General features: G+C 52.6%; 15 protein-coding genes. 2 read left to right on the plus strand and 13 right to left on the minus strand.

What is annotated here, in order from left to right:
- Window positions 1–35: 35 nt before the first annotated feature.
- The 8 genes from BMW93_RS24620 to BMW93_RS24655 form a co-directional block, all read right to left on the minus strand.
- Complete coding sequence (locus tag BMW93_RS24620; RefSeq protein ID WP_090382602.1) at window positions 36–713, minus strand: GNAT family N-acetyltransferase; 678 nt, start codon at window positions 711–713, stop codon at window positions 36–38.
- A 327-nt stretch (window positions 714–1040) separates the two neighbouring features.
- Window positions 1041–1862 carry an AraC family transcriptional regulator gene (locus tag BMW93_RS24630; protein ID WP_229240777.1) on the minus strand — a complete coding sequence of 274 codons (822 nt, stop codon included), beginning with the start codon at window positions 1860–1862 and terminating at the stop codon, window positions 1041–1043.
- A gap of 81 nt (window positions 1863–1943) precedes the next feature.
- Window positions 1944–5999 carry an FG-GAP-like repeat-containing protein gene (locus BMW93_RS24635; RefSeq protein ID WP_177194185.1) on the minus strand — a complete coding sequence of 1352 codons (4056 nt, stop codon included), beginning with the start codon at window positions 5997–5999 and terminating at the stop codon, window positions 1944–1946.
- 321 nt (window positions 6000–6320) lie between these two features.
- Window positions 6321–7031: a hypothetical protein gene (locus BMW93_RS24640; RefSeq protein ID WP_090382611.1), complete on the minus strand. Its 711-nt coding sequence runs from the start codon at window positions 7029–7031 to the stop codon at window positions 6321–6323.
- 127 nt (window positions 7032–7158) lie between these two features.
- Entirely contained in the window at window positions 7159–7311 is a 153-nt protein-coding gene (locus BMW93_RS35560; protein WP_177194186.1) for a hypothetical protein, read from the minus strand.
- Window positions 7312–7433: 122 nt separating this feature from the next.
- On the minus strand, window positions 7434–8570 hold the full coding sequence (locus BMW93_RS24645; RefSeq protein WP_090382613.1) for a sensor histidine kinase: 1137 nt from the start codon (window positions 8568–8570) through the stop codon (window positions 7434–7436).
- 5 nt (window positions 8571–8575) lie between these two features.
- On the minus strand, window positions 8576–9391 hold the full coding sequence (locus BMW93_RS24650; RefSeq protein WP_090382616.1) for a LytTR family DNA-binding domain-containing protein: 816 nt from the start codon (window positions 9389–9391) through the stop codon (window positions 8576–8578).
- A gap of 59 nt (window positions 9392–9450) precedes the next feature.
- A complete protein-coding gene (locus BMW93_RS24655) occupies window positions 9451–12609 on the minus strand; it encodes a lantibiotic dehydratase (RefSeq protein ID WP_090382618.1) in 3159 nt (1052 codons plus the stop codon).
- Between the two features lie 226 nt (window positions 12610–12835).
- Here BMW93_RS24655 and BMW93_RS24660 point away from each other — a divergent pair, with 226 nt between their 5' ends.
- Window positions 12836–13969, plus strand: a complete 1134-nt coding sequence (locus BMW93_RS24660) for a hypothetical protein (RefSeq protein WP_143061717.1) — start codon at window positions 12836–12838, stop codon at window positions 13967–13969.
- Window positions 13970–14064: 95 nt separating this feature from the next.
- Here the strand turns inward: BMW93_RS24660 and BMW93_RS24665 are convergent, their stop codons facing one another.
- The 3 genes from BMW93_RS24665 to BMW93_RS24675 all read right to left on the minus strand — a co-directional run bounded on the left by BMW93_RS24665 (window position 14065) and on the right by BMW93_RS24675 (window position 17945).
- Window positions 14065–15294 carry a T9SS type A sorting domain-containing protein gene (locus BMW93_RS24665; RefSeq protein ID WP_177194187.1) on the minus strand — a complete coding sequence of 410 codons (1230 nt, stop codon included), beginning with the start codon at window positions 15292–15294 and terminating at the stop codon, window positions 14065–14067.
- A gap of 7 nt (window positions 15295–15301) precedes the next feature.
- Window positions 15302–16819 carry a tail fiber domain-containing protein gene (locus BMW93_RS24670; protein WP_090382625.1) on the minus strand — a complete coding sequence of 506 codons (1518 nt, stop codon included), beginning with the start codon at window positions 16817–16819 and terminating at the stop codon, window positions 15302–15304.
- A 424-nt stretch (window positions 16820–17243) separates the two neighbouring features.
- Entirely contained in the window at window positions 17244–17945 is a 702-nt protein-coding gene (locus BMW93_RS24675) for a response regulator transcription factor (protein ID WP_090382627.1), read from the minus strand.
- A gap of 126 nt (window positions 17946–18071) precedes the next feature.
- On the opposite strand from BMW93_RS24675, the gene BMW93_RS24680 reads away from it, so the two are divergent.
- Window positions 18072–18710, plus strand: coding sequence for a response regulator transcription factor (locus tag BMW93_RS24680; protein ID WP_090382630.1), 639 nt, complete (start codon window positions 18072–18074; stop codon window positions 18708–18710).
- A gap of 33 nt (window positions 18711–18743) precedes the next feature.
- Here the strand turns inward: BMW93_RS24680 and BMW93_RS24685 are convergent, their stop codons facing one another.
- Both BMW93_RS24685 and BMW93_RS24690 read right to left on the minus strand, forming a co-directional pair.
- The gene (locus BMW93_RS24685) at window positions 18744–19370 is read right to left on the minus strand and encodes a response regulator transcription factor (RefSeq protein WP_090382631.1); all 627 of its coding nucleotides are present in this window, start codon (window positions 19368–19370) and stop codon (window positions 18744–18746) included.
- Window positions 19371–19451: 81 nt separating this feature from the next.
- Window positions 19452–26345 carry a T9SS type A sorting domain-containing protein gene (locus tag BMW93_RS24690; protein WP_090382634.1) on the minus strand — a complete coding sequence of 2298 codons (6894 nt, stop codon included), beginning with the start codon at window positions 26343–26345 and terminating at the stop codon, window positions 19452–19454.
- Window positions 26346–26416 lie beyond the last annotated feature (71 nt).

A 26416-nucleotide genomic window follows, 5' to 3' on the forward strand; every position in this document is an offset into this window, starting at 1 on the left:
TTGTTGAAAAGCTCAGAGTTGCTTTGTTAAAAAGCTCACCGTTTTAATACATAAAAGAAGATCTCCGTACGGATCACAAAGCCCAGCGATTCGTACACGCCTATCGCACGCGCATTGTCCGCCTTCACGTGCAGGAAAGGCTGCTCTCCGTTCTGCTGAATGCGATTTACCTGCCGGAGCAGCAAATGCCGCGCATAACCCTTGCCCAGGTGATCGGGATGGGTGCAAACCGCGCTGATCTCCGCGTAACCCTCGGGATGCATGCGTTGGCCGGCCATCGCAACGAGCCTTCCGTCGTGGAAAATCCCTTCGTAATGGCCGAAACGGATCGTTTCCGTCGAGAATGGTCCCGGCGCGGTAAGGCTGGTCAATGCGATCATTTCGGGGACGTGCTCCGTGGTAAGTGGAATGGTTACCGGGCCCTCTGATCCGGGACGGGCGGGGCCCTGGTAAAGCATCTGGTAGCCGGGTACCGCAGCCAGCAACTGCCACGGACGCGGAATTTCCACGTTTTCATTACTTACAAATATGACGTTGTTGTCAAACGGAATGGCTTCATGCAATGCCGGCAGGCCTTCCAGTGCCGGACCGTCCACTGCCGCGAAGGGCGAAACTTCCGGGAGAAAATAGGCTAGTCCATCCTGCACGTTTCCAAGCGTGCGATTGTGCGTGCGGAGCGCGTGCCAGGCGGGGTTGTCGAGGATTTGTTTCATTTCAAATAATCAAATGCGCAGGCTGGTTTTTATCAGCTGCCTGTAAAGTCCAACAACCGGAGCATTGCCTTTGTTACACATTTTAGAATAAAAACAAAAAAGGTGGCTGCTATGAAAAAGCAGCCACCTTTGCCAAAACACACGAAAACACTATTCGAAACAGAAGGCCGCAAAGCCACTTCATGCTACTCCAATACGGGCCTCAGACCCGTGTTTTGCATACGCAAAATTGAAATGACAAATATCCGAAAAGCGGAACCGAATGGTCCGCACGATCTGTCCGAAGGTTAGGACAATCTGAACATCCTGTCCACTTCCCTTCACACGCTAGCGGGCGCCCGCGCGGAATTCTTCTGGCGTGATTCCCGTCTGTTTTTTAAAGAAACGGGCAAAATAGGATTGGTCGCTAAACCCTAGTCCATAGGCAATTTCCTTCACTGAAAGCTGCCGGTGATACAGTTCGCGCTTCGCCTCGATGAGCATGAGGCGGTAAAGCAACTTACTGACGGTCGTCCTCATTTTTTCGCGGAGCAGCTCATTTACCCTTTTGGGTGTAAGACCGATCTCCCGGGCATAGAATGCAGCCGATTTCTCCTGCCGGTAATGCATTTGCATTAGTTGGAAAAGCCTTACCAGCCGATGATCTTCCGCTCCTGCGATTTGATGGTTATGTTTTCCGAAGCGGTAGAGATGGGTAAGAAATGCTGTGGTGTATTTCAAAAGCAGGGGAATGTCCGCAGTACCTTCGCATTCGAGCAATATAAGGTCGAAAAGGTGCATTAATGGTGCCTGCATTTCGTCCGGAATAGCAAAAGCTACATTCTCGAACGGCAGAAAAAGCCGGCGCAAATGCGGCTCTTCGATGCGATCAAAAATATCGTGCGCGAATACGATCGTACGTGCGCGCGGGAGCATGGGCGCAGGAATGGAATGTACCTGATTGGGGCCGAGCAAAAACACTTCGTTGGCCTTTACAGGGAACGACTCGAAGTCGATGTGATGGGTACCGCCGGTTTCCGAAAACCATACAATGGCAAAGAAGCTGATACGATGGCTGAGGGCATGATCGCCGAATGCGAGTCCACTGTCCGACGCCATAAAACGCGAATGCGGAAGTTCATGCAACGGGAAATCGGTAAGCTGTGCCATGTGCGGTAACTGCCTGTAATGTCGACGCGCCAGGGACATCCCCGGCGCGTCGCACAAATTTACATACCTGAAACCGCTCTATCACTTTTTGACCAGCACTTTATGTGCTAGCTCGGAACCATCGGCGTGTTTGGACACCAGGATGTACATTCCGGGCGTCATGCCTCTCAGATCGATTTCGGTTTGCGCGGTGCCTCGCTGATACACCACCGCCCCGCTTGCCGAGATGAGTTTCAGGCTTTTGATCGCATTCGAAGAACTGGAACGGATGAAAAGCTTCTCGCTCGCCGGGTTAGGGAATACCGAAACGGTTTCTTCCGCATTGCCCTCCGGTTCTCCCTGCAAGGCCAGCCGGGAAGCCATATCTTCGGCGGGTGCCGGGGACACGCTCTTGCCCGCGACATACGCCTGCACGTAACGCCATGGGCCATACATCTGGCCCGTCAACGCGAGTGCGGGCTCGTATTTGACGCGCGCTCTCACCTTTGTATCAGGGTTCAGCTTGGTTACCAGTACTTTCAGCTCTGTTCCCGCCGCGGTCAGATCGGTAAAACCCGGCTGCGAGCCCGTCGACTGAACACTGTTGCTGATCGGTGTATTAGGCTGGCTGGAAAAAGCTTGCCCATTACCCCTGGTTTCCCACACCAGTTTGCCTTTGTTCCGTCCCAGGAACGACCGGCTTTCAAGCCCTACTCCAAAGTTAGGCTGAGCGACATTGGGCACATAGGGGTTTGCCATATCTGCATTATAGAGTCTCACACTACTCTGTTTACCTTGTAAAACATTGAACCAGAACTGATCCTGGTATTCGGCACCCCCGTCATATATATTGACGCCGCCCACTTCCTGAACGATCCCGTCACGACCCGGAATACCGACGACCAGATCGGAAAACCCGTCACCGTTCACATCACCCGCGCCCGATACCGACGCGCCCATCTGGTCCAGCATGGCGTCACCCATGATCTCCCAGTTCGTCGGCGTTACACCGCCGTTAGGTCCGCCGGGGATCACGATAAAACCGCCTCTCTGAGCTGACTGGTGGGATAATTTACTTTCACCCGCGATGACATCGCTGTAACCGTCCCCATTCACATCGCCGGCGCTTGCTACGGAAATGCCCAATGAAGCATTCGCCCAGCTACCCGGGAAAAAGCGCTTGTTGGCTTCGGTAAAGCCGCCCGATGCCCCGAGGTATATTGCCACCGCCCCTTCTTTCGACCCGCCACGGTCAGGAAGACCGATCACCGCGTCGTTGAAACCGTCTCCGTTCACATCGCCGGCAGCAGCCACCGAAGTCCCGAAATGCACATTTGCCAGGTCGTTCTTGAAATAGGTGGTCGTATTGTCGACGCCTGTCGAAGAGCCGTAATAAATCCATGCGGCACCACCTTCTACTCCCGCGGTATTGGTTGTCGGCGCACCCACGATCAGGTCGCCATAGCCATCGCCATTGGTATCGCCCAGCCCTGCGACCGACGTTCCCATGCTTGCATTGATGTTTTTACCCGGCAAAACTTTGGGTACCGTACCGACACCGGTGGGTGAGCCGTAGTACACGTAGGCCGCGCCCCGTGTTTCGTTCACCACTTTGTACTTGGGCGCACCTACGACAATATCCGCGTAATTATCGCCATTGAGATCGCCTGCACCGCTTACCGACGTTCCGTATTTTGTTCCTCCCAGCGGCTCCAAAAGCACCTGGAAGTTAACCATGTCGATTCCGGTTGCGGTGCCGAAGTAGATCCGCACCTCGCCGCCATTAACGGCATTGCCGAAATGCGGATTTCCGATCACGACATCGGCAAAGCCGTCCCCGTTCACATCCCCTGCCCCGGCTACCGCCCGGCCGAATGGTATCTTCGTCAATTTCTGTGAAACATTGTACTGAGGTGCCCTGATCCCCTCGATCGATCCGTAGAGAATGCAGCTCTCACCCGCGAGAAGCGGATCGGTCCCCGGCGCATTGATGATGATGTCGTCGAAGCCATCGGCATTGATATCACCTGCATTAGCCACTCCTGATCCGGACTTGTGCACATACACCGAGTCTATAATCATGTTTTTGGCTGCGGTATGCCCCACGACGCCTCCGCCATGGTAAATCAGCGCGGTACCTTCGTCGGTTTGGCCATTATCGTAAGCATATGCTCCTATCACCACATCGCTGAAACCGTCGCCGTTCACATCCCCCGCCGAAGCCACGGCAGTCCCCATCCATGCATTTTCCTGCTGTCCCGAAAAGACCGCATTTCTGACCGGGAAGTTTTTCGTGGAGTTACCGTAATAGAGAAAAGCAGCTCCTTCATTGGTCTTGGTAATGGTATAATACCTTGCACCAATAATGAAATCGCCATATCCGTCGCCATTGACGTCACCCGCGCCTGCCACGGCCCACCCGAACTGGCCCTCTTTCTGGTATCCCATGAACGTCCGCTTATCGCCGATAATCTGCCCCTGTGTGGAGCCGAAATACAAGAACGCGGCCCCCTCGTTGGTCTGGCTTTGCTTATATTGGTACGCGCCCATCAGCACGTCGGAAAAGCCGTCGCCATTGACATCGCCGATCGTAGCTACGGAATGCCCCAGGCGCGCATCGATCTGGTCGGCTTCTACTTTAAATGGATTGGCGGTAATGAGCCCACCTGCGCCTCCCCTGTACACAAAAACCGCTCCTTCATAAAGCTCGCCGTTGCTGTACAACCTCGCGCCGACTAATACATCGCTGAAACCGTCGGCATTGAGGTCTCCGGCCGACGATACTGCGTAGCCCATCATGGCACCGGCCTGGTTTGCTTCCAGCACTACTGCACCCGCGCCGGCACCGGCTGCACTGCCGTAGTAAAGGAAAGCCGCGCCTTCATTGTTCTGACCATTGTCGTACTGATGTGCGCCCGCGAGGATATCGCTGTACCCGTCGCCGTTGACGTCCCCGGCCATTGCCACGGAAATACCGAAATTCGCGCCATCCTGATTGATTTCCAGCACCTGATTGGGATTGGTATTGAGGCCGCCGCCACCGCCGAAGTACACGAACACCGCGCCTTCATCGTTTTGTCCGGCATCGTAGTACGGTGCGCCCACGAGCACATCGCTGTACCCGTCCTTGTTCAGGTCGCCCGCGCTGGATACCGACGTACCGGCCTGCGCATTCGCCTGGTTGCTTTGTAGAATCGTTGCGGCAAGGCTCAACCCTCCGGCGGTTCCGGGGAACAGGAATGCCGCGCCTTCATCGGACTGCCCGTTATCGTATTTGGGTGCTCCGATGATCACATCGCTGTATCCGTCGCCGTTCACATCGCCGGCACTGGATACCGAGTAACCCACCCAGGCATGGTACTGGTGGATTTCCAGCCTTTTGTTGGCCGAAGCCGGTCCTCCTCCGACGATCGGATCGATCGTTACCGGGAATGCCGCATGTTCCACATCCGTAATGATCTCGATCTGATTGCCGGTGTAGGCCAGGGTCGCGTCGAGGATTTGCCCGTTGGCATCCCAGCATTTCAAGCCGTTGTAAACGAGCTCTTCGGAACGGGCGCCGTCGATAACTTTGGTTATAAAGCGAAGTTCATTTTCACCTTCATCCAAAACCTTCGCGCCCGAAACAGCCAGCTTCACGGCCAACGATTTGACTCCCCCGGGAGCACTCCGGATGATGAAATTCTGGCGGACGCCATTTTCATTGTTAATAAACTCTTCTGAAAAATCGCCGTGATCAATGACCACTTTATTTTCAGAACTGCTTACGCGCCCGTCCCGCGACACCGCGTAAAGCAATTTACCATCACCAAAAACCCCTTGATTTACGAGTTTCAATGTAAAATCCGAACCTGTCGAATCCACCCGTTTTTGGAGCGTCAATGCCCCGGGCGCATAGGTAGCGCGCAGGTTTTGATGGCGGTTAGGGCTTTGGAAAACACCCGTCCGTTCGTCGAAAGTAATGTGGTATTCGCTGGTGGCAATCACGTCCCTGATACCGGACAACGCGCTATCGGGCAGTGTCACGCCGTCTTTTGCGATTGCCGGTATTTCGGGCGTCAGGGTGCTTGTAATGGTGAGCGTTTCTTGAATGTTTTTGTGAAACAAAAGACCCAGTGTCAATAGAGAAACGAAGAGGAATTTGTAGTAATTTTTCATTGGCATTTTTGGATACAAATAGTTGTTAACCAGTTCAGACAAAATCAAATACATTGATTTCGACGAAGGTAATTGCTGCCAATTTTACTACCGTAATCTTATTATGTAGCGGTCAATAAACTGATAATCCGGGTTATAATGCATTGCAAGGATTTCGTAATTGCATCCGGAGATATTAACCGGATACAGTCACGTCCAAAAACAAAACCGGTCATTTTCTGTACCGCAATGGTCTTTCAAAACCAGAAATGCCCCGTATATGGAAACGGGTAAGTAAGGTGATTTCGGTCGTTGCCGGCTATGGATCGGCCGCGTTGGGCATTAATTCAGGTTCAAACCGACGGTCAAACCGAGGTAAGGTTTTCCCTGGTAAATCCAGTATTGCCTGTTTTTATCAAGAAGGTGGTCGAAGCCCAGCGCCAGCCCGAAATTCAGCTTTTCGACGCCCATTAAAACACACAATGCCTTCGACCAGATAAACCCGTCATATTCGACATTGATATTATCGTTCGTCACCCACGGGTTCATGGGCGTAACCCCGACGCCGGTGGCCAATCCCGCCGAAAATCCCAAGTGTGTCACCCTTTGACTAACCTTACCGATCGGATTACTTTTATAAGATAATTCATAGGTATCATTCCGATAACCCAGATACAATGCGCCATTAAGGTGATTACTCAATTGTGGAGTGAATGAGTGGGTCGAAGGGCGGTATTTAAAAGGTATGGTGAGCACATCGAGGTCGAAAGTATTTTTCCAGTATTTGCTCGCGGCAATTTCCTTATCGACAGCCGTGCCCGGAAAAATCTTTGGCTTCAAACTTTTGCGATCCGGCCTGGCCGTTCTCCACCCGGCCCCTAACCGGTATACCAAAACCGAATCCTCTGTATTCTCGATGTAAACCGACGTTTTTCGGCCATCCTCTTTTGTTTTGTATACGCCGTCGGTCAGCTTGTATTTGGGGCTGTCTTTCAATGCGCGGCATGATGAGAACAACGCTAACAAGGGCAGAAAAAGTAGTGTTTTATTCATATAGATCCGGGGAAACTGTGCACGTGTAAATTATCATTAAAGATATGTGCCAGGGCTACAAACGCCGCTGCCGGAATTTCTTAAAAGAGATTCCGGCAGCGGTAATTTAGCGATGATGGATAGCCTGTTAAATCAGGATCGTTCTGCATGACATGGTGCTGTGCGTGGTATCTACCTGTATAAAATCCTTGTTGCCACCGGTTTTGGATATGCCATTGAGCCGCGCTACTGTGAATTTGACCAATTGAAGTTTTGTCTGGGTTGATGCTTGCGTTTTCATAGGGTTGGTTATCGTTTAAAAGTGATTAATACCCTGAAATAAGAGGACAAAAACCTTCTATTTAAACTTTTTATACCAACGTGAGCCAACGTTCGACCAAAGTGTAAATCTCTTCGCGCAGGCTACTCTACTGGTATTTGCACAGAAACTTTGAACTCATTTTCCGTCTCAGATTTTTCAAATTTGTACGATCCCGGATAGTAAATCGCCAACCGTCTGTCCAGGTTTGCCAACCCAATGCCACCGCTTCCCGGCTTTTTCCGTAGTGGCTGTGATGGCTTGCTGTTGGTAATAGCGAAGTTTAACATACCTGCTGAAACAGTAGTTTGGATGTCGACGAACGAATCGTGCCTGTTGGAATGGACGCCATGTTTGAATGCATTTTCAACCAGGGTAATTAGTGAAACGGTGGGAACACGGTGGATCTCCATTATTTCCCCGTGATTCTCTACTGTGATGTGGCAGCGGTGGTTGCTTCTCATCGATTCAAGTTCCACATACAGGTTCATATAGGCAAGCTCAGTTTCAAGTTTGATAAACTCGTCATTCATTTCATACAACGAAAACCGCAGGATTTCCGAGATTTTCTGAAGGTATTCTGCAGCGTCTTCCGAGACAGGTAAAACCTTGGCGTATGCAGCATTTAACACATTGAATACAAAATGAGGGTTAATCTGGGATTTCAGCGCCTTCAACTCCATAGCACGCGCATCGTCTTCGATCTTTTGCCTCATAAACCGCTCATTAGCAGCATATTTAGCTGTTTTCAGGGAGGCAGGTAATATAAAGAACTGCACGTCTGAAATGTCATTACCGAACACAAGCCATGCAGCAGGGTCCCGGAAATTGAAGGGCACAAGATACATGCTGGCATACATTCTATATCTTTCGGTCATGTTTTCAAGCCCAAAAAAATGATCCACGGCCGAATACAATGCCACCGAAAACACGTGGTTTATTGCCAATGCGAAGATGAAAAGGACCAGAAAAAGGAAGAAGCCTTTCAAATAGTCACGAAGCAGATAAAAGAATCCGACGCAGAGATAATATTCCGGAATTACTTTCATGAAATAGCCGAAGCTCGCGATGCTAACGGTCGGATCCGAATTCTTCTTCAAGATCGTAGGCAATGCATAAGAATAATGCAACAAAATGAACAGTACCCAAAACAAAACGTGGTAGGAGATCCGCAATCCCTGCGTCCGCGGGAACAGTAGCCTTTCAATGAGCGACCCGCTCTTGGTGATTGTGTTGTTCATCCGGATTATCTTTCTGTCAACTGCCGGAGAACTTCGTCGCGCGTGGGCGAGACGGCTATCGATACTTTCATGCCGTTTAGCATGGTGACCATGTTTCCTTCGATCATCTTGATCATATTACGATTGACAATGTAGGACCGGTGCGTCCGGACGAACGTTGGGGACGGTAGCCGGGTCGTCATGGCTGCCATGGAGGCCAGCGTCACCAGCACGCCGTCGGTGTAGTATACTTTTACGTAGTCTTTTAATCCTTCCACAAAATAAATGTCCTTGAACCACACGCAGTACATCTTCCGGTCGGCGCGGATCCACATATATTCTTCCTGCGCCGTTTCGGTGCGATGTTCGGAAAGTTGTGCCGCCGGTGCGGGCTGGCGGTCGGTATGGGCCATATCGTTGGCTACTGCGGTAGTCTGCGCATCGGACCGGCTTCTTTCGTGGGCCAGATGGCTGTCGCCGAGGAGCCTTCTGACTTTGGTGACAGCCTTTAAAAACCGGTCGAATCCGACGGGTTTCAACAAAAATGCGGTTACGTCGAATGAAAAGCCGTCTACGGCATATTCCGGGTATGCCGTGGTCATGATCACGTGCGAATCCGGGGCCTGAACAATATTCAGCAGGTCGAGGCCTGATAGCTCAGGCATATTCACATCCAGAAAAATAATGTCCGGTTTGACTTCCGGAATCATTTCCAGTGCTTCCAATGCATTGTAGCAGCTTCCTGCGTAGTTCAACCAACTGAGTTTCGAAATCAGAAATTTAAGGACTTCATGAGCCGGTTCCTCATCATCCACAATGAGGCAACTAATTTTCCCTGTCATACTTAAACCGCGTCCGGGTAGTGACTTATGATCTTACTGTCGGCGCAAAGCAAATCCCGCTAAGCACAAACAAATGTCAAATGTGACACTTTTTCCCTTCTTGCCAACTTAGACTCGTAATATTTTTTCAAATAATGGCATACAACTAACTCATGTTCACGCTGTTGAGAAACAAAAAGCCTGTTCAGAAACATATGTACAAGGCTACCGGCAAGATTGTACAGCGAAACTTCCCTATGCGGGAGGATTGCCACCAGGGAAGCCACGACGCGCGCAGACCGTTCTTCGAACAACGTAATCAGGTCGCCGATACCATTCAGGGAGTCGTCGCCGGGGTCCAGAAAGCTCCCGATTTCGTCGGTATGCTGGCGGTATTTGTTGTTCAGCTGGACGTTGAGATCGGTTCCGCCCCGAAACTCCCGGAAAAAGCGCTCCTGCGATTGCCCGGCGAATATCTTTTTATCTTCCAATGTAAAACCCAGGTCGTTCAGCAGCATATCCACGCCCCGCAACCCGGCCAGCCAGCGAAAATGCTCGCCTTCGTCGCCCGACAGCGTATCCAACACACCGACTGTCGCCGCGCTGTCCGCGAAAAAAATGGATTCTGTTTCTTCGAATGCATGGTGTCCGTAGCGTTCCAGTTCCCGCTTGTAGGTATCGAGTTGTATTTTGTGGACGGTACCATTGGCGAGCAGCGGTTCCATCAGCCGGTGCAGCTCCGCGAGCACGGTTTGCCAGAAAGATTTGTCCTTGCTATGATAAAATCGCAACCGGATGTGGTTATCAGGATCCGAATAGCGGATGAAAAACCATTTTTCGATGGCACTTTCCGCCATCAGTCGGTCGGCGAGCGGCTTGATCACCGCCGTCAGCAGGCGATCGGCCGTGCGGGTACCTGCGTAAATTTTGACATACAACCATTCACTACCGGTCATAAAATCGCGCCTGACCGCCGGCTCGGCCATCGAAGGTTGCGCGCTACCTGATATGGGCGACAATGCTTCTTTTTTATCCAAAAACGGCAGCAGAACCTCATTCACATACCTTCCCCCCGGCGCTCCCAGGAATGCATTCTGCTCGTGTTCGGGGAATTCAGTCAATGTAACTTTTTCATATTTCCTGAGCGAATCGGCGATTACTTCCACGGCAAAATCGGAGTCTCCGTCGATCAGTAATTCGCTATCGCCCTGCCGGAGCTGCACGAAGCGGGGAATGTTCCAGGCATTTCTGACCATCCGCCATTCTTTGGCCGTCATGGTTTCGGTTCCCAAAAGACCGGTTACCATTCTTTTATCGATATTCCAGGTTGCCCGGCTGAGTATCCAGTGCTTGTATTCGATGCGCGGCAGGAATGTATTGGAAGCAAGATGGCCCCAATCCCAGGCCAGGTAACGATAGTCGTGCTGGTAGGTGAGCTCACAGAGGAACCGGTACGCGGGCAGCCCGTCCGCGAAATTGTGCGCATTCGTCAGCCTTGGAAACACTCGTTTGTTCAGTCTTTTCGACCTTAAAATAACCTCTCCCGAAACGGATACCGACACCATCAGGTCTTCCGGCAGGATCTGGTATTCGCGCGGCATCGACGAACCCGAGAGATACGGAATTTCATACGTACGCAAATGTGGTCGCATGAGCACATTACCTACCCGCGCCTCGGGCAGATGGGCGATTTCGGCAAATACCGTGTCCTCCGCCAGGCTTTCCTCTTCCTCGACAGCATTTTTCACCCATTCGGAAAGCTGTTCGCTACCATGGCAAAACCGGCCGATCAGTTTCAGCCCGGACGGCCCTCCCATCGCTTTGAATGCAAATTTGAAATTCCCGTTATCGATATCCTCCCCGGAACCGGCAATGATGTTTCCGAACAGGTAAAAGCTGTCCGGCGTCTGCGCGGTATCGTTGGCGGTCTTCCGGAATTCATTCAGGATATTGTCTGTGAGGCAAATACGGGTGCCTTTTTCGGCAAAGGATTGCTGGTAAAGCTTGTCACGCAGCGCCGCCAATGCGGCATCGTCCGCTTCCGTCCGTTTGGGCCCCTCGGGCCATTGCATTTCGTCGAGCAACGGAAGGTTATCCGCCTTGCCGGCCAGGGCATCGCCATACCCGATCCCGGTTTCACAATCCAGCACTTCCAGCAGCGGCATCTCGCGCTGCTCGTATCTTGCCAGAAAACGCTTTTTAAACTGCTCCATTTCCGGCTGCGAATTCCGGAAGCCCAGGCAGGCCAGATTTTGATATTCCCTGGCCAAAAGGCCGATCGCCTTGTCGCCGATCGTGCAGGATTTGGTTTGAAAAAAAAGGTCGGTCTGTACCAGGTCCTTACTGCCGGTTGTCACAAAATGCTTCGCCAGTACCGATTCCACCTCCCGGTACCGGTCCACGCCCTGCCCTTCCGATTGCAGGAGGCCGGCGATTTTGTTCAGCCTGCGCAAGTCTTCCGTTGCCCCTTTTATTCCCCGCAGTTTATCGACGATTGTAAAAAAGAACTCCTCGCCGGTAACCGTGGCCGCGAGTTCGGAAACCAGGATTTGCGCATCTACGATCGCCTCGACGAACTGCTCCGCCTCCGTCCGACTGATATCCTCCGACAGAATGCTATCGGCCAGCTCACCGATCGTCGCGCCGTGGCGGGCGGTCGAAATGACCCTGTCCAGGTATGCATTACGGTCCACCGATGCCAGTATGTACAACCGCTTCTTGTTATTCAGCGAACCTTCGACGTACCGGTAGCTGTCGCCGATCGGATAGAGACTGGTATTGGGGAAAAACTTCACCTGCCTGCGAATGGCGGGCTTTTGCAAAAGCCCTTCCGCCAGCTCGGCCACGTAGTTCATATCGAGCCGCACGTGTTTACGGAATGGCGCGGCATCATCGAACACAATGCAGGTTTCGGGCCCCATCTGCCCCACAGCGCATCCGGCAAAAAGGCCGTATGGCGTGCTCCGTGAAGCCATTCTGACCAGATATTTGTATAAGGTTTTCAACAGCTTGTCAACGCCGGTTTTCACCCTGCCCTCGATCAGGCCGGTAAACGAACCATAAAGTTCCGGCGACGCTACATAGAGCGCCTCCAACATGGCTGGTTGCGAAAAAAAACGCATGAGTTCGCGTTCAAACAGTTCCGGCCGGTTGGCGGCCCGATCGTTGAATGCATGAAGGACGTCCAGAGGCAACCGGGGACGTCGCAGTACGAAGAATCCTTGGGATACAACAGACATATGATAGGAAGGTTTACAATCTCTGCTTGAAGCTACTAAGCAGAACTAACTGAAACCAAACTATTTATGCCAACATCAGGCTTTCATCGACAAAGCCTGCGGTATGTCGGACTGCGCTTTCCGGGGGTTGCCACGCAGTTCGTCGAATTAGATACATAGTTGGTCTAAAAAGTTCTTTCACCCCATCCTCCTTTTTCACATTTGCAGGTAAAAACCAACGAGTACCATGACGACATCAACAGGAATATCGGGGCTATCGGCGATGATCGCCGCTGCCAAAATCGATGAAATCTATGAAGTTGTAAGGACACACAAAAAGCAGTTGAGCAGTTTCGGTTTTACCCGGGGTTACCTGGGAGTTTCTGTGTTCACTTACTTATATGCCGTGCATTCGGGGAAAAAGCAATACCTCGACGATGCACGCGACGCGTTCGACCACGCGTGCGACCTGGTCGACAGCGATCCGCTGAAAGCCTACCCACAGGACTTTGCCGGCCTGGGCGCAGTGGCGCAATACCTTTGCCAGGTAAGCGTGCTCGACCTCGACCCCAATGTTTTCCTGAGCGATATCGACGCCGTTTTGCTCAAAAAAATGCGCGCCGAGCTCTATACCGGGAACCTGGGCGGCTTTGCGAACGGGGCGCTCGGCTACGGCCTCTACTTTCTTCAGAGAAGTTATTACAACAGGCCATTCGCACAGCCGGTGATCGAAGAGCTGGTTCAGGGCATCGTGCGTTACGCGATACCTACGGGCGAGGGTTGCTACTGGAAGTCGGGCGTGAACGGGCATCATACGAGGAGCCCCCTGTATTCCCCCTCCGAAACCACGGCAGTACTCCTTTTCCTCGCCAGGTCGATTGAAATGGGGCTTTGCCCGGCCGATTTTCTGGAAGGGATCGTCAACGAGGCGATCATATATATTGATAACCAGCAGCCCGACCCGAATGCGGAGATCGGGTATGCATTGCTGCGGACCGGTGCGGCATTCGGCAATCCTGCCTGGACGCGTGACGGGCTGGATATGCTGCGGAAATATGCCAAATGCCGCCAGGAACATTCCAGCAGCATGAGGGACGCCGGTTTACATTACGGTGCCGCCGGCCTCGCATTGCTGTTCGACCGCGCTGCACGGCTCACCTACGATCAGACGCTCGAAGACGCCGCCAGTTTCTGGTACCGTCAAATCCTCCGGTTCGATATGCACACCGACGGTTTTGCAGGCTACAAAACATCCGAAAATCCCTGGAACATGCAAAAAAATCTGGCATTCTGCGAAGGGATCGCCGGTATCGGGAGCGCATTGGTCAAAGCGCTGCATCCCGACAAGGTCAATTTCGACGACCTCATTTGGCTTCTTTAAAACCTCATGCTTCTTCAACATAAGTCCCAAAATAAAACAGGCACCAGGAAATTCCCGGTGCCTGTTTGCATAAAGAGGTTTAACACATGAAGCGTTTATCTTGCAATCATGATCTTCTGTGATTTCACTCCCCCATCATTGTCAACAACTTTCACGAGGTACATCCCGGCTGCAAGGCCATCGACGCGGAAGCTTCCGCCTGCCGCGATACCCGCTTCTTTCACGGTCTTGCCGTTCATGTCGATCACCGAAACGCTCTTCACATGATCCGCATCCTGAATGTACACGATGTCACGCGCAGGGTTCGGGTAAGCGAGTTGTTTGGCCAGATGATCGAAGGTTACACTTTTGATGGCGCTGTACGCGAAGGTTTCGTCCTTATCGACCATTCTCAGGCGGTAAAGGTTTTCACCGCCCAACGGGCTTGCATCGCTGAATTTGTAGTTAACGAGCACCTTGCTTTCGCCGTTGGAAGCCACGGTACCGATCTTGCTCCACGCCTTGCCGTTCGCACTGCGCTCGATCTCGAAGCGGTCGCTGTTGGTTTCAGCAGTAGTAGCCCAGTTCAGCGAGGTCGTCGAACCTTCCTTGCGGGCGTCGAATGCTACCAGGGTTACCGGAAGCGCTTTGTCCACCCCGAAAGTAATGGCCGAGTATTTAGTTGGATCTACGCCCCTTGCGGTAATGGTGCCAGCCGTCAGCGTACCGGTAACATCTCCTGTGTTGCCTCTTCCGAGAGATTCCCATTTGTTAGTACTCGTGTTGTATCCAACCAGGATCAGCTGGAAGAAGAGCGAATTGGTCAGCGTTGTCAGATCACTGGCGGCATCCCATGCAAGTTTCACGTCAACCGGCGCTGCCCCTTCCAGGTCCCAGTATTCCACTGTACTTACATTGGCGTCTGCCGGAGCTGGTGCGTCGGAAAAGTATGCGGCCCGGTACACATTCGCTATCGGAGTAGCCGACGAAATCTCGATCGTACGCAGTTTGGTTCCGTCACCGACGGGGAAAGTAAAATTGTTTCCCACCTTGGACACGTAGCCATCAACATGGTTGGCGTCGTTGGCCCCTGTGTAGGTCGCTGTCGGGCCGAAACCAAAGATGCCGGGCGTCGCACTGCGGTCGGTTTTGATGATCCCGGGCTGGGTGCCGGTGCCTCCCGCCAGGAAGGTGTGTGCACCAAACACGGTCACCTGCGTGCCGCTTGCGATGCTCACATTACCCTGACTGCCGGACTGCGCCACCACCGGATCGGTCATCAGCGAGAGCGACAGGCACATAGCCGCGCTCAGGCCGAAGAGCTTTTTATGGATGATTTTGTGCATAGTGCGCTTATTTTGAGATGGTAGCCTCAGATGATTTCTCCCCGGCATTGCCCAACATCGCCTTGATGCTGGCTACTTCTGCTTTCAAAGCATTCATTTCGCTCAGTTGTGCTTTCAGCGATTCGATCTCTTTTTGCTGATCCTGAACTGCTTTTACGAGAAGCGGCGTTACTTTGTTAGCATCCACTCTCCATGGGTTTGTTTTAGCATCCTCGCCGCCAACGGTAACCGCTTCTGGGAACACTTTGTAAAGATCCTGAGCAATGAAACCGATTGTACGCTCCTTCGAAGGGTTGGTTATGTAATTGTATTCAACCACTCCTATTTTCATCAAATCGTTGATGGAATAATGTGTGCTTTTGATGTTCTCTTTCAAGCGACGGTCAGATGTTGGAGCAGGGAAACGTACATCGCCATTGTTATCACGGAAAATTCTACCCTGTTCTGCACCATTCACGCGGAATACAACGAACGGGTCTTGGGTAGGGTTAGGTAATGTCCTTTTCGTTAGCACCAGGTTTGCAAAATTATCGCCAGACTGAACGATAACCTGGGCTTTGTTAGTAGAGCCACCTTCCTGAAAAAGTCGGTAACCACTTAGGTCCGCAGTTCCCTGGGCAAGTCCAGCTGCATCGACTTCTTGCTCAGATCCTTGGAGCGAGCCGTTGATATGGACCAGGTTTGGCGCTTCAACGAGTGTAACACCGATACCGAGTTTACCACTAGGAGTAAGCATCATTCTCGGCAGTGGAGTATCGCCAGGAGCCGTGGTGTGGAACACCAATCCTCCATTACCATTTTGAACGGTAGGTCGTACCGCAATGCGGTATTGAAGTGGATTGCCCGCAAGGTTTGTAAAATCGATTGCCCCACCATATCCGGCGTCGATGCCAGCACCTCTGTAAAGCTGAATGATACCTCCCGGTGTAATTGTTACTTTACCCGAGTTAACCGGCAATTCGCGTCGCACTACGATATGACCGAATCGAGAGATCAATCCACGCTTTGCACCACCTGCGTCGTTCGACGTCAATCCTGCAAAGAAAGGTGTTTTGGTAGGAGATGAATAAGTCACCCAGGATCCTCCGATACAGTTCCATTGCTGGCCATAAGTACCACTGGTTTCGAGTGTATCGGTATAGATAGTTTTTGCAGGGCAACTACCTGTTGGAGCACCAGAACCTTCGGTATAGTTGAATACGTCGTTCGAGTTCAACCTTACCCAGGACGAACCATCAAAGAAATACTCACCCGCTTGCAGTTCTGCGTTATCCGTCGTGTTGTAAACGTGCATACCTGCCACAGCATTGGTTACCGGCGCTGCGCTGTTGACAGACGTTAGCGCAACTCTCGGCAACAAGAGCCCCTTGGTAGCACTTTCCAATTCCAGAATAGAACTCGGATTGATCGTGTTCGGATCTCCACCGATCTTCATCTGCGCCATCAATGGCGAGCTCGCAAAAAGCAATCCGGCGGTGACTCCGAGTGCACCGGCTGTGCGTGTTAGTAGTTGTTTCACTTGCATGTTTGTAATTTGTTTTAATTAATAAATCATTGAAAAAGAGTATGGAATTGATAAGCGATTGAATTTTTGATCAAAAAAAGGGCGCACCCTTACCGGTCGAAAACAGGGCCTGTTTCTAAATGGGTACTATGATCTGTTTTTAAATGAATGGGGCTCAAATGGCACTCCGACCCACCAGGATCGTGGCCTTGCAGGCAGCGCATCTGCCTTGCAAACTATATCTACAAAGTAGCGGGAAAATTGTATCCGAATTGAGGGAGCACAGGGTTATGCGAAATCTGCATTTTCATCAAATACCTTATTATCAATAAGTTAATAAGATCATTTTTCTCAAAGTATCGAAATTATTCTATACTTAACCATCAGCAGATATCGAGCACAAATGGAGGTATTTGTACCCACGGATTCGAGGAAAAAGGGGAAGCTATTTGGAGAGGTGGTAAAGTTCGACGCGTTTAGCAAGGTCCAGCAGATTATTAACGCCAAGCTTTTTAAAAATACGTGCCTTGAAAGTGCTGACCGTGGTACTTTTCAAATTCAATTGGCCGGCGATGTCCTTCGTCCATTTGCCTGCCAGCAGCATTTCCATCACCACCAGCTCTTTGGCCGACAAAAGTTCGGCGGGGTCGGAGGCCGCCTGTTGCGTCATCGAATTCAGCAGTTGCTCACGTACGACCGGGCTCAGGTATTTTTGGCCTTTCAGCACAACGCGGATCGCTTCCTGCAAGTCGGTCGCCTTTGATTCTTTGGAAACAAACCCCGCAGCTCCCGCACGCATGCAATGCACGCCGTACAATTCTTCCTTCTGGCCAGAAAACACGAGGATCAGCGCCGCTGGCTGCAACGAACGCAACTTTTCGATCGTGAGCAAATAATCGGTGCCGGGAATGCTCAGGTCGAGGATGATCAGACGGTAGGTGTTCGATGAAACGGCCTGAACGGCTTCTTTGAAATTGCTGGCGGTATCGATAGTGGCATGACCAATGGTTTCCTGCACGAGTATGCCCGTGGCAATACGCACAATGTCATGATCTTCAACTAATAGGACTCGGGTGGGTGCTGAATGCAATGGTACGGTGGTTCTCAATGATAACACGAATAAACAAAAAACTAAGCGAAACTCCATGGAGGATTGTAGTACTATGTTTACACGTGAAAGCCAACTTGTCTATTGTAGCCCTGTCTCTACAAGCGTAGTTTTGATTCGAACAAGCCGTTCCCGCTGTTGATATGAACTAAATCTACCAGTCAGATGAATGCATTACTAATTGAAGATCATGCCGTTGTGAGAATGGGCATGCGCCTGGTGATACGCGAAGTATTTCAAAACGCATCGATTTTCGAGTGCGAAGATTTTAATGAGGGGCTCCGGCTTGTCCAGGAAAAGCCGATTGACCTCGTTGTACTGGACATCCACCTACCCGGAGGCCAGGATGTAAAGATGATCGACATGATCAAGACCGTTAGAAAGGAATCCAAAATACTGATATTCAGCGGACTACCGGAAGAAAAATATGCATTGAAATATGTACAGGCCGGCGCAGACGGTTATTTATCGAAGCGCTCGGACCCGGAAATGTATGGAGAAGCGGTGTTGGCGGTGGTGAACGAGAAGAAATACCTCAGCGAAGTGGTGAAAGAGCAGCTTGTGACGCAGTTGCCCCAGAATTACAACAAAATCAAGCGCCGGAAATGGATCGGATTGACGGAGCGGGAACTGGAAATCAGCAGGTTATTGATCAAAGGAATGTGGACGAAGGAGATAGCTACCCAGTTGCAGCTGAAATTGAGTACCGTCAGTACTTTTAAGAAGAAGATTTTTAACAAATGCGGCGTGACGAGTGCGATTGAACTCTCGAAAATCATCGACGACGTCGCCGCCACTGCCTAGTTGATCTGTTTCAGGTAGCCTCCATTCGGCAGGCTACCGCAACATTTCCATTTTCTCCGACAAAGCCACCAGGTTACCCACCTGTAACTTCTTGAAAACGTTCGCTTTGAACGTACTGACCGTGCTTTCTTTCAGGTCCAGCATTTCGGCAATAGCCCTTATCTTGTTCCCTTGCAACAGCAAATGCACCACCAGCCGCTCGCGTGGCGTGAGGGTTTGCAACGGGTTATGGTCGGAGGCATCCACATTGGCAATCACCCGCGAGAGCAGGCTTTCCTGAATGGTTTTGCTGAAATAGGTTTTTGATTCGAGTACCATATCGATCGCGATCCGCAGCTCGTCGCCGGTGCCGTCTTTCGACAAAAACCCGTGTGCACCGGAAGAAACCGCCGGAAGCGCATAGGTAGCCTCGCTCATCGATGAATAGACCAATATTTTACCCGCCCGCCCTGTCATCCGCATTTCCCTGATCGTGTGCATACTCCCGCCGGGAATGCCTATTTCGATAATCGTCATGTCAAAAGACTGGTTTTCAATCACATTCATAGCTTCTTCCAGTTGCCCGGCGAGCGTGACCCTGGCCTGGGGTTTGTGGTCTTTTACTTCCCGTTTAATAGCCGATCGCATGAGAGGATGGCCGTCGATAACGAGGATTTTCATAGTTGAAACAGTGGGTTAAGACTTAAAATTGGTGCAAAAAAATGACGGTTGCCCGTAGCGAACGGGCAACCGTACATGCTTCTATTGAATGTGGACGAACTTGTGTGTGTGAACAGATCCGTCCATGTGCGTTATGTGAACTATATAAACTCCTGATTCAAGCCGTGATACATCGATACTGCCCGATTCTACCGGTCCTGAACTGTAAACCCGGATACCCGAAAGATTGTTAATGCGGATTGTTTTGACCTGCTTCCAGCTCGTTACCTGCAAATGGAGCACGGTCGATACCGGGTTCGGATAAACGCTGCTTTTCAACCCGCTGTCGAAACGTACGCTTCGGATGCTGCTGAATGCGAAAGTGCTGTCTCTGTCAATCATTTTCAATCGGTACAGCAATGCGCCGCTAGCACCGCCAGCGCCAGCCTCCGGCTGGTGATCTGTAAATGCATACGTCTTCCGCACTGCACTCTCCCCTTCCGCCTTCACGCTTCCGATCGCATTCCACGCCTTGCCATCGACACTGCGCTGCACCTCGAACCGGTCGCTGTTGGTTTCTTCGGTCGTAACCCAGTTCAGGTCCACCACATTTTCACGCGCGACAGCCAGGAACGACACCAGTTTCACCGGAAGCGGAGCATCCCAGCGCACCGTGTAAGGTACCGGTGACGATTGTTCGCCGGCCTCATCCAGGTAAGCATATTCGAAAGTAACATTGGTATAACCCGTGCCGGTCAGTTTGATAGCCATCAATGCCGGGTCGTAGGCGGGGATCACCTGTCCTTGTGTGACGAGCGTACCGTTGTAATACAGTTCGGCTGTGCCAGGCAATGCCGTGATCACCACCGTACGGTTCTTGCCAGAACCATTCAGCGTGCCATCCTCCGTGTCGCTTCCGGTCAGCTGGTTGGGCGACGATGTGCCCGATCCCCCGCTGGAATGTGTGCCGTTCAGTGTGATCGTGGCATTAGGTATCGGCTGATCGATAAGGAAATCCTTCGAATCGGCCAACGGAGGCCGCTGGATACCGAAATTGGCATTGCTCACACTTTGGCCTGAAACGATGATGCTGGTAAGGATACCATTCACGGCATCATCGCTACCCACGCCTGCGCCCAGGTTTTCGCCCGTGTTGATCCAACCCGCAGGCAGGTTAGCAGAGGTCGAACCTGCTGCATTCTGATGCAATACAATGCTGTAAGTACCGGCATTCGTAGCACCCAGGTCATAGGTACCATCCGCATTCACCGCCACGGTTTTCACTGCCGCCCCGCTTGCATTCACGAGTGTTACGTACAGTCCCGTCGGCAACGCCTGCGCATTGCTCGCATTGACCGTCACATCTTTCAGTCCGTTTCCGTCGTGGAATACATTACCCGACACGTTGGCAGGTGCCAGACATGCCTCAGGTGCATTGATGGCGACATTCACTGTTTTCGTCAGCTGGCATTGGCCTGCATTGTCGGTAATCGTAACCGTATAAGCTCCGGCTGCATTGGCGGTGAATGTCGGGTTCGCAACAAATGCATTGGAAAGGCCGGCGGCAGGGCTCCATGCGTAAGAGTAGTCGCCTGTTGAGGTAACATTCAATGGCAGCGTACCCTGGGTTCCTGCGCAAAGTGCCAGGTCTCCGGTGGTTGCCGCAATGGTATTCGGGCTCACCACCACGATCACCTCCTTGTAGTTGCTACAACCTGTTGCGGTAATGGTTTGGGTTAAACGATAAGTGCGCGTCGCCGAGCCGGTTATCGTCGTGGTAGGGCTGTTAGGGCTTGCCACACCCGCTACCGGCGTCCATTGCCAGGTACTTCCGACCGCCGGGCCAGCCACCGAAAGGGTGGTTACGCCGCCTTCGCAAATGGCAGTGCTACCGGTAATACTGAATGCTGCCGGAGTATTCACCGTCACCACAACCTGGTCGGTGGAAGTACATCCGTCGACAGTCACTTGTACGGTATAAGTAGTGGTAGCCGTAGGTTTCACCGTTGGCTGGGCCACATCGGCCGCGCCCGCGATACCCGCTCCCGTCCATGCGTAGGTAGCGCCGTCGATAGCCGGAGTACCGATCACCACCGATTCACCCGGACATACCGCCACGTCCACGCCCGCATTGGCAGGCTGTGTAACGGTTACAGTGTCTTTGAACACACATCCGCTCGCCAGGGTTACCGTTACAATGTAATCCATCGTACCGGTAACGGTGGCCGTAGGATTGGCTGCCGTCGCATTGCTCAGGCCCGTCGAAGGTGCCCATGCATACGTAGCGCCCGCCGGTGCGGCCGGGTTGCCCGCAGCACCATAACCGATCTCGACCGGTCCTGCCGGGCAGATATTTTTATCAGCCAGTTCCAGGCCCGATTCGCCGTTCACGATGACGGTTACCTCATCGCTCACCGGTGTTACGCAGCCCGGGTAGCTTACTTTTACCACGTAGGTAATGGTTACGGTCGGGTTCAGTACCGTCGGATTGGCGGCGGTATTGCTGCTCAGGCCGGTTGCCGGCGTAATGCCATCGGCCATAAACCATTCGTATTGCGCGGATGCATCCCCTCCGCGTCCGATGGTTACAGGTTCACCCACACACGTGGTGGCGCCTTCGCCCGCATACTCGCCGGCGGTAACCGCATTGCTGAGTATGACCTCGTCGGTAGCCGTGCAGCCCGACAATGGATCGGTGACGGTCAGCTTGAAAGTTTGCGGTGAGGCAGAAGCAAATTGTACCTGCGGCTGCGCGTCGGTAGCGCCCGATCCATTCACCCACGCTGCATTGGAAGGCTCCCATGCATATTGCCAGTTGGTACCGACAGGTGCGGCTGTTCCCAGGGTAACGGTTCCGCCGTTACAGATCGTACGGTCGATACCCGCTGCTGCTACCGGCGTTGCCACATTCACGGTAACCGTATCGCGGAGTTTACAGCCGGAAGCGGTTTCGGTGATCAGCACGCGGAATTCGGTAGTCGTATTGACGGTCGCGTACGGGTTGGCCAGGGCTGCATTGTCCAGGCCGGCCGTCGGCGTCCAGCCGTAGGTAAAGCCATCCACGGGCGTCTGGCCGATGCGTACAGGCACGCCCGCACAAACAAATTTGTCTTCGGCAGTAAATACCGGCATCGACCAGCCCGGCGGATTGATTACGATGGATTTCACACAGCTAACAGATGCATCGTATTTATTGGTAATGGTTACCGTAATGGTCGCCTGCGCCGTGGAAGTAATATTTACCGTAGCCGCACGCGCATTGTCTACCAGGTTGGCAGGGCTCCACGAGAAGTTGTAGTCGGAAGCATTGCTCACGCTGGTTCCCAGTTTCAGAACGGAGCCATCGAAAATCTTGGGACAATCCTGATCGGAAAGCGTCACGATCTCGAAATCACAAGAGCCGGGGCCGCCTGCACAAGGCTGAACGGAAACTTCCGCGCTGCATTCCACGCCATTCAGGCTAACGGTGCGGCGGAAAGTGGTAACGCCGGTATTGCTTTTCAGATACGCGTCTTTGCCGTCATTGCCGGTTTTCAGTATTACGCCATCGCCCGAAACAATGCTCCAAGTATAAACTGCGCCCGGCGCATTGTCTTCGTCCAGATGTTTGCTCCAAACGGGGCCGCAAACAGTTTCGTCCTGATCGGTAATACGGTTATTGAGCACGGTTACTTTCACCTGATCGTTGAAAGTACAGCCGGTTTTCACAGCCGTAACGTTATAGGTGATCGCACCGCCCGTCACACCGGCTGTCCCTGCATTGAAAACAGGGTTTGCCACCTGCGGGTTATCGAGGTATTGTCCCGTTGTCCAGGTGTAGGCAAATGTAGCGTCCTCAGTGCCGCCCAGGGTTACCGAAGTGTTTTTACAAATGGTTTGATCAGCTCCCGCGAATGCTACGGTTCCGCCAGGCGCAGCAACCGGTGTTACCGTCACATTGTTGAATGAGGTACAGGTCGTGCCATCCTTGCGTTGAACCGTCACGGTTACGCGGTATACGGTCGTTACGGCCGGGTTAGCGAGCGGTTGTGCGCAGGTGGTGCAGCTCAATGTAGTGAGCGGATCCCCTGAAACACGTGTCCAGGCATAGGATACCATCGGACTTACAATCGCAGGCGTTCCGATCTGCACGCCGCCGGTTCCTTCGCAGACCGATTTGGCAGGGCCGGCTGCGGCCGCTACCGGCACGATCGTCACCTGGTCGATGTCCGTACAGCCCGCAGCGTCGCTTACCTGCAAGGTGTAGGTAGTCGCCTGCGTTACGGCCGGGGTCGTCCAGGATTCGGTGCTGGCCCGCAGGGTACCATTCACGGAGCTACCTTCGAACCATTGGTAGGTAAATGCGCCCGAGCCGCCCGTGGCCGAGCCATTCAGGGTAACGGTGTTGGATGCGCACACGAACCATTGCGGTCCGTCCGCATTAGCGATCGGGGCCGCATTGGCGCCGATCACCACTTCTGCCACCTGCGATGAATCCACCTGTACAGGCAAACAATCCTGGCCATAGGTTTTCACCAAACGACGGTAGTAAATAGTGGTTTGCGAAGCCTCAGGCTGCAAATCCTTGAAAACTTCGCCCGGGATATCCGCCCACGGACCGGTAGCCGCGTCGGCTTTCTGCCATTGATACGTAAGCTGGCTGCGATAGCCCGCCGGAGCGGTAATGCTTACCGTATTACCCGTGATTATCCCCGGGATACCGAGGATACAGGCGGTTTGCGTCATCGGTGAAACGCTTGTGGCCGAAACTGCGAGACCAGCCGGCAATGCATTCTGGTTGAATTTGACGATCATCCCGTCGGGAGTTCCACCAGAGACTGCCTGATGACTGCCTATGGTAGCCAGGCCGTTACTCGAAGAGGTAAAACCCAGCAAAATACCTCCATCGCTGGCCATGGCCATGTTGTACATAGTTCGAGCCATTCCATTTGCTCCTGCAGTGCCATATCCGCCCTCTGCACCGGCACCGCCGAAGTAAGTCCCCCATAGCCGCTGCCCGGTCGCGATGCTGAATTTGTTAACGAAAATATCCCCGCCTTCACTAGGCGTTACCTGATAAGCGCAATCGCTGGCCAAACCGCCGCCGTTCGCATTGGAAATACCCATAATCAGCAAGTTGCCTTTGCCATCCAACGCACAATCCAACGCTCTCGCAAAAGCAGTTCCGGTAGATATAGCGCCCAGGTAGGTGCCGCTCAGATAATGCCCCGTCAAATCGAAACTGGCCCAAATACCGTCACGAGCTGCCGCCAACGAAGTACGAAAGGCCCCAGATGATGCTACGCCGGTCGTCACAGTAGCGCTTCCCACCACGTGCAGCCTGCTATTGCTTTCATCCACTTTCAATCCGGTAATGGTGGTATTGAAAAACCGCCCCCAGATTCTTGCCCCGCTAACACCGTCGAATTTACCGATATAGCCTTTTTGGACCGTAGTTCCCTCGCCCACCCCTGATGGGAAACCCACGTCGTCGGTTGCATTGGTACCTGTGCCGCCTACATAGACGTTGCCGTCGCTACCCATGTCTAATGCCAAGCCTCCATCCGGAGTAAGCGTAACCGCACTTGCGGTGCGACCAGCTACGTAAGTTCCCCACTGTCTGACGCCAGAAACATCAAACTTGACCAGAAAAGAGGTATTGGTTCCACCAACCGTGCGAAAGGCGCCTGGTGTAGCAATGTCCCCGACACCAATTACACCTACATTAACCCTGCTTCCCCCCAGTGCGAACAGGTTGCCTTGGGCATCGACTTTCAGGCATTCAAACCACCCCGGACGAGCGTTATCACCTGCACCGCCGTAATAGGTAGCCCACACCCGCGCTCCGGTGTTCGCGTCGAAGCGTGCCAGGAAAGGAATTTCTGCCTCATTGGTTATTAAGTTGGCTGCTGCCTGGTGTGCGCCTGGTGTCGCCAAGCCTTCACTTTTAGTATGCCCACCCATGTAAACCTGGCCATTTCGAATGGTGATTCCATAAGCTTGGTCCGACTCATCGCCACCGTAATAAGTACTCCACTGGCGAACTCCGGCGCTGTTGAACTTGGCGATAAAAAAGTCGTTTTCTCCGACGAAGGACCCTTGATAAGCTCCGCCCGACGCAATGTTATTGCTACTGTTGGTATACCCTACGGCATAAATGTTCCCGCTTTCATCCGTATCGATGGCTGTGATTTCGTCGGCGCCGCTGCCACCGTAATAGGTAGCCCATTCAAGGTTAGGCGACGGGTCGATTACCAATGTCTGGCGCTTGTCGTATGCCGGTACGTGAAAAGCAAATACGTCCTGGCCGAGTGCTTTGTAAGAGACGTTGACCGGCTTGCGCTGAGCGCCTACCCAGCTGGCCGGAATGCGCTCCTGCATTTTGCCGTGGGCGGTTTCCATCACAATGCGGTTGCCGCTGAGTGCCACCTTTTTGCTCCCACGGTAGCGCAACTGAATGCGCGAAGGATCGGCACCCGGATGCACGATGAAGTTGTATTCTACATTTTTGTCCGATTTCGGGTCGGTGACAAATTCCAGGTCGATGCCCGGGTAAATGTCGGTGTAGGTAATGCGTTGAAAATTACGGATGTTCCGGAATTCGCCACGCTCGTTGATCACATTGCTGATGGCATTGCCGGGCATATCGGCCTTCAAGACTGCGGCGTTGTTGGCGCCTGCGAGCTCGACGTCTACGCGGTGGAACTTGCGCGAACCCCCGCCCTTGCGCAGGTAAGTATCGTAGCTGAACCCGTTCTGACGCAATTGCACATGCAGCGGGCCGCTTTGCAGCAGGTATTTGACCTGGCTGTTAGCATTTCCGCTTTGATCTGCGAGCTGACCTTTGTTTTCGACGAAGCCGGCCCGGTATTCACTCACGGATTTTGAAAGGGAGGTTTTGGTCTCAATGGCCGTCTTGCCCATGCGCTGCGATTCCGGCGGGGCCGATTTCTGGGCGCAAACGGCAAAGGAAGTCCAGCCGCTGATGACCAGCGAAAGTAGTAATCTTCTTTGCATAGAAGTTTGGATTTGAATTAAACTGATCTCGGGGTATTCTGATGGGTATTCATATTGGGTTAAAAAGGGAG

The sequence above is a fragment of the Dyadobacter sp. SG02 genome, from assembly GCF_900109045.1.
Taxonomy (GTDB): domain Bacteria; phylum Bacteroidota; class Bacteroidia; order Cytophagales; family Spirosomataceae; genus Dyadobacter.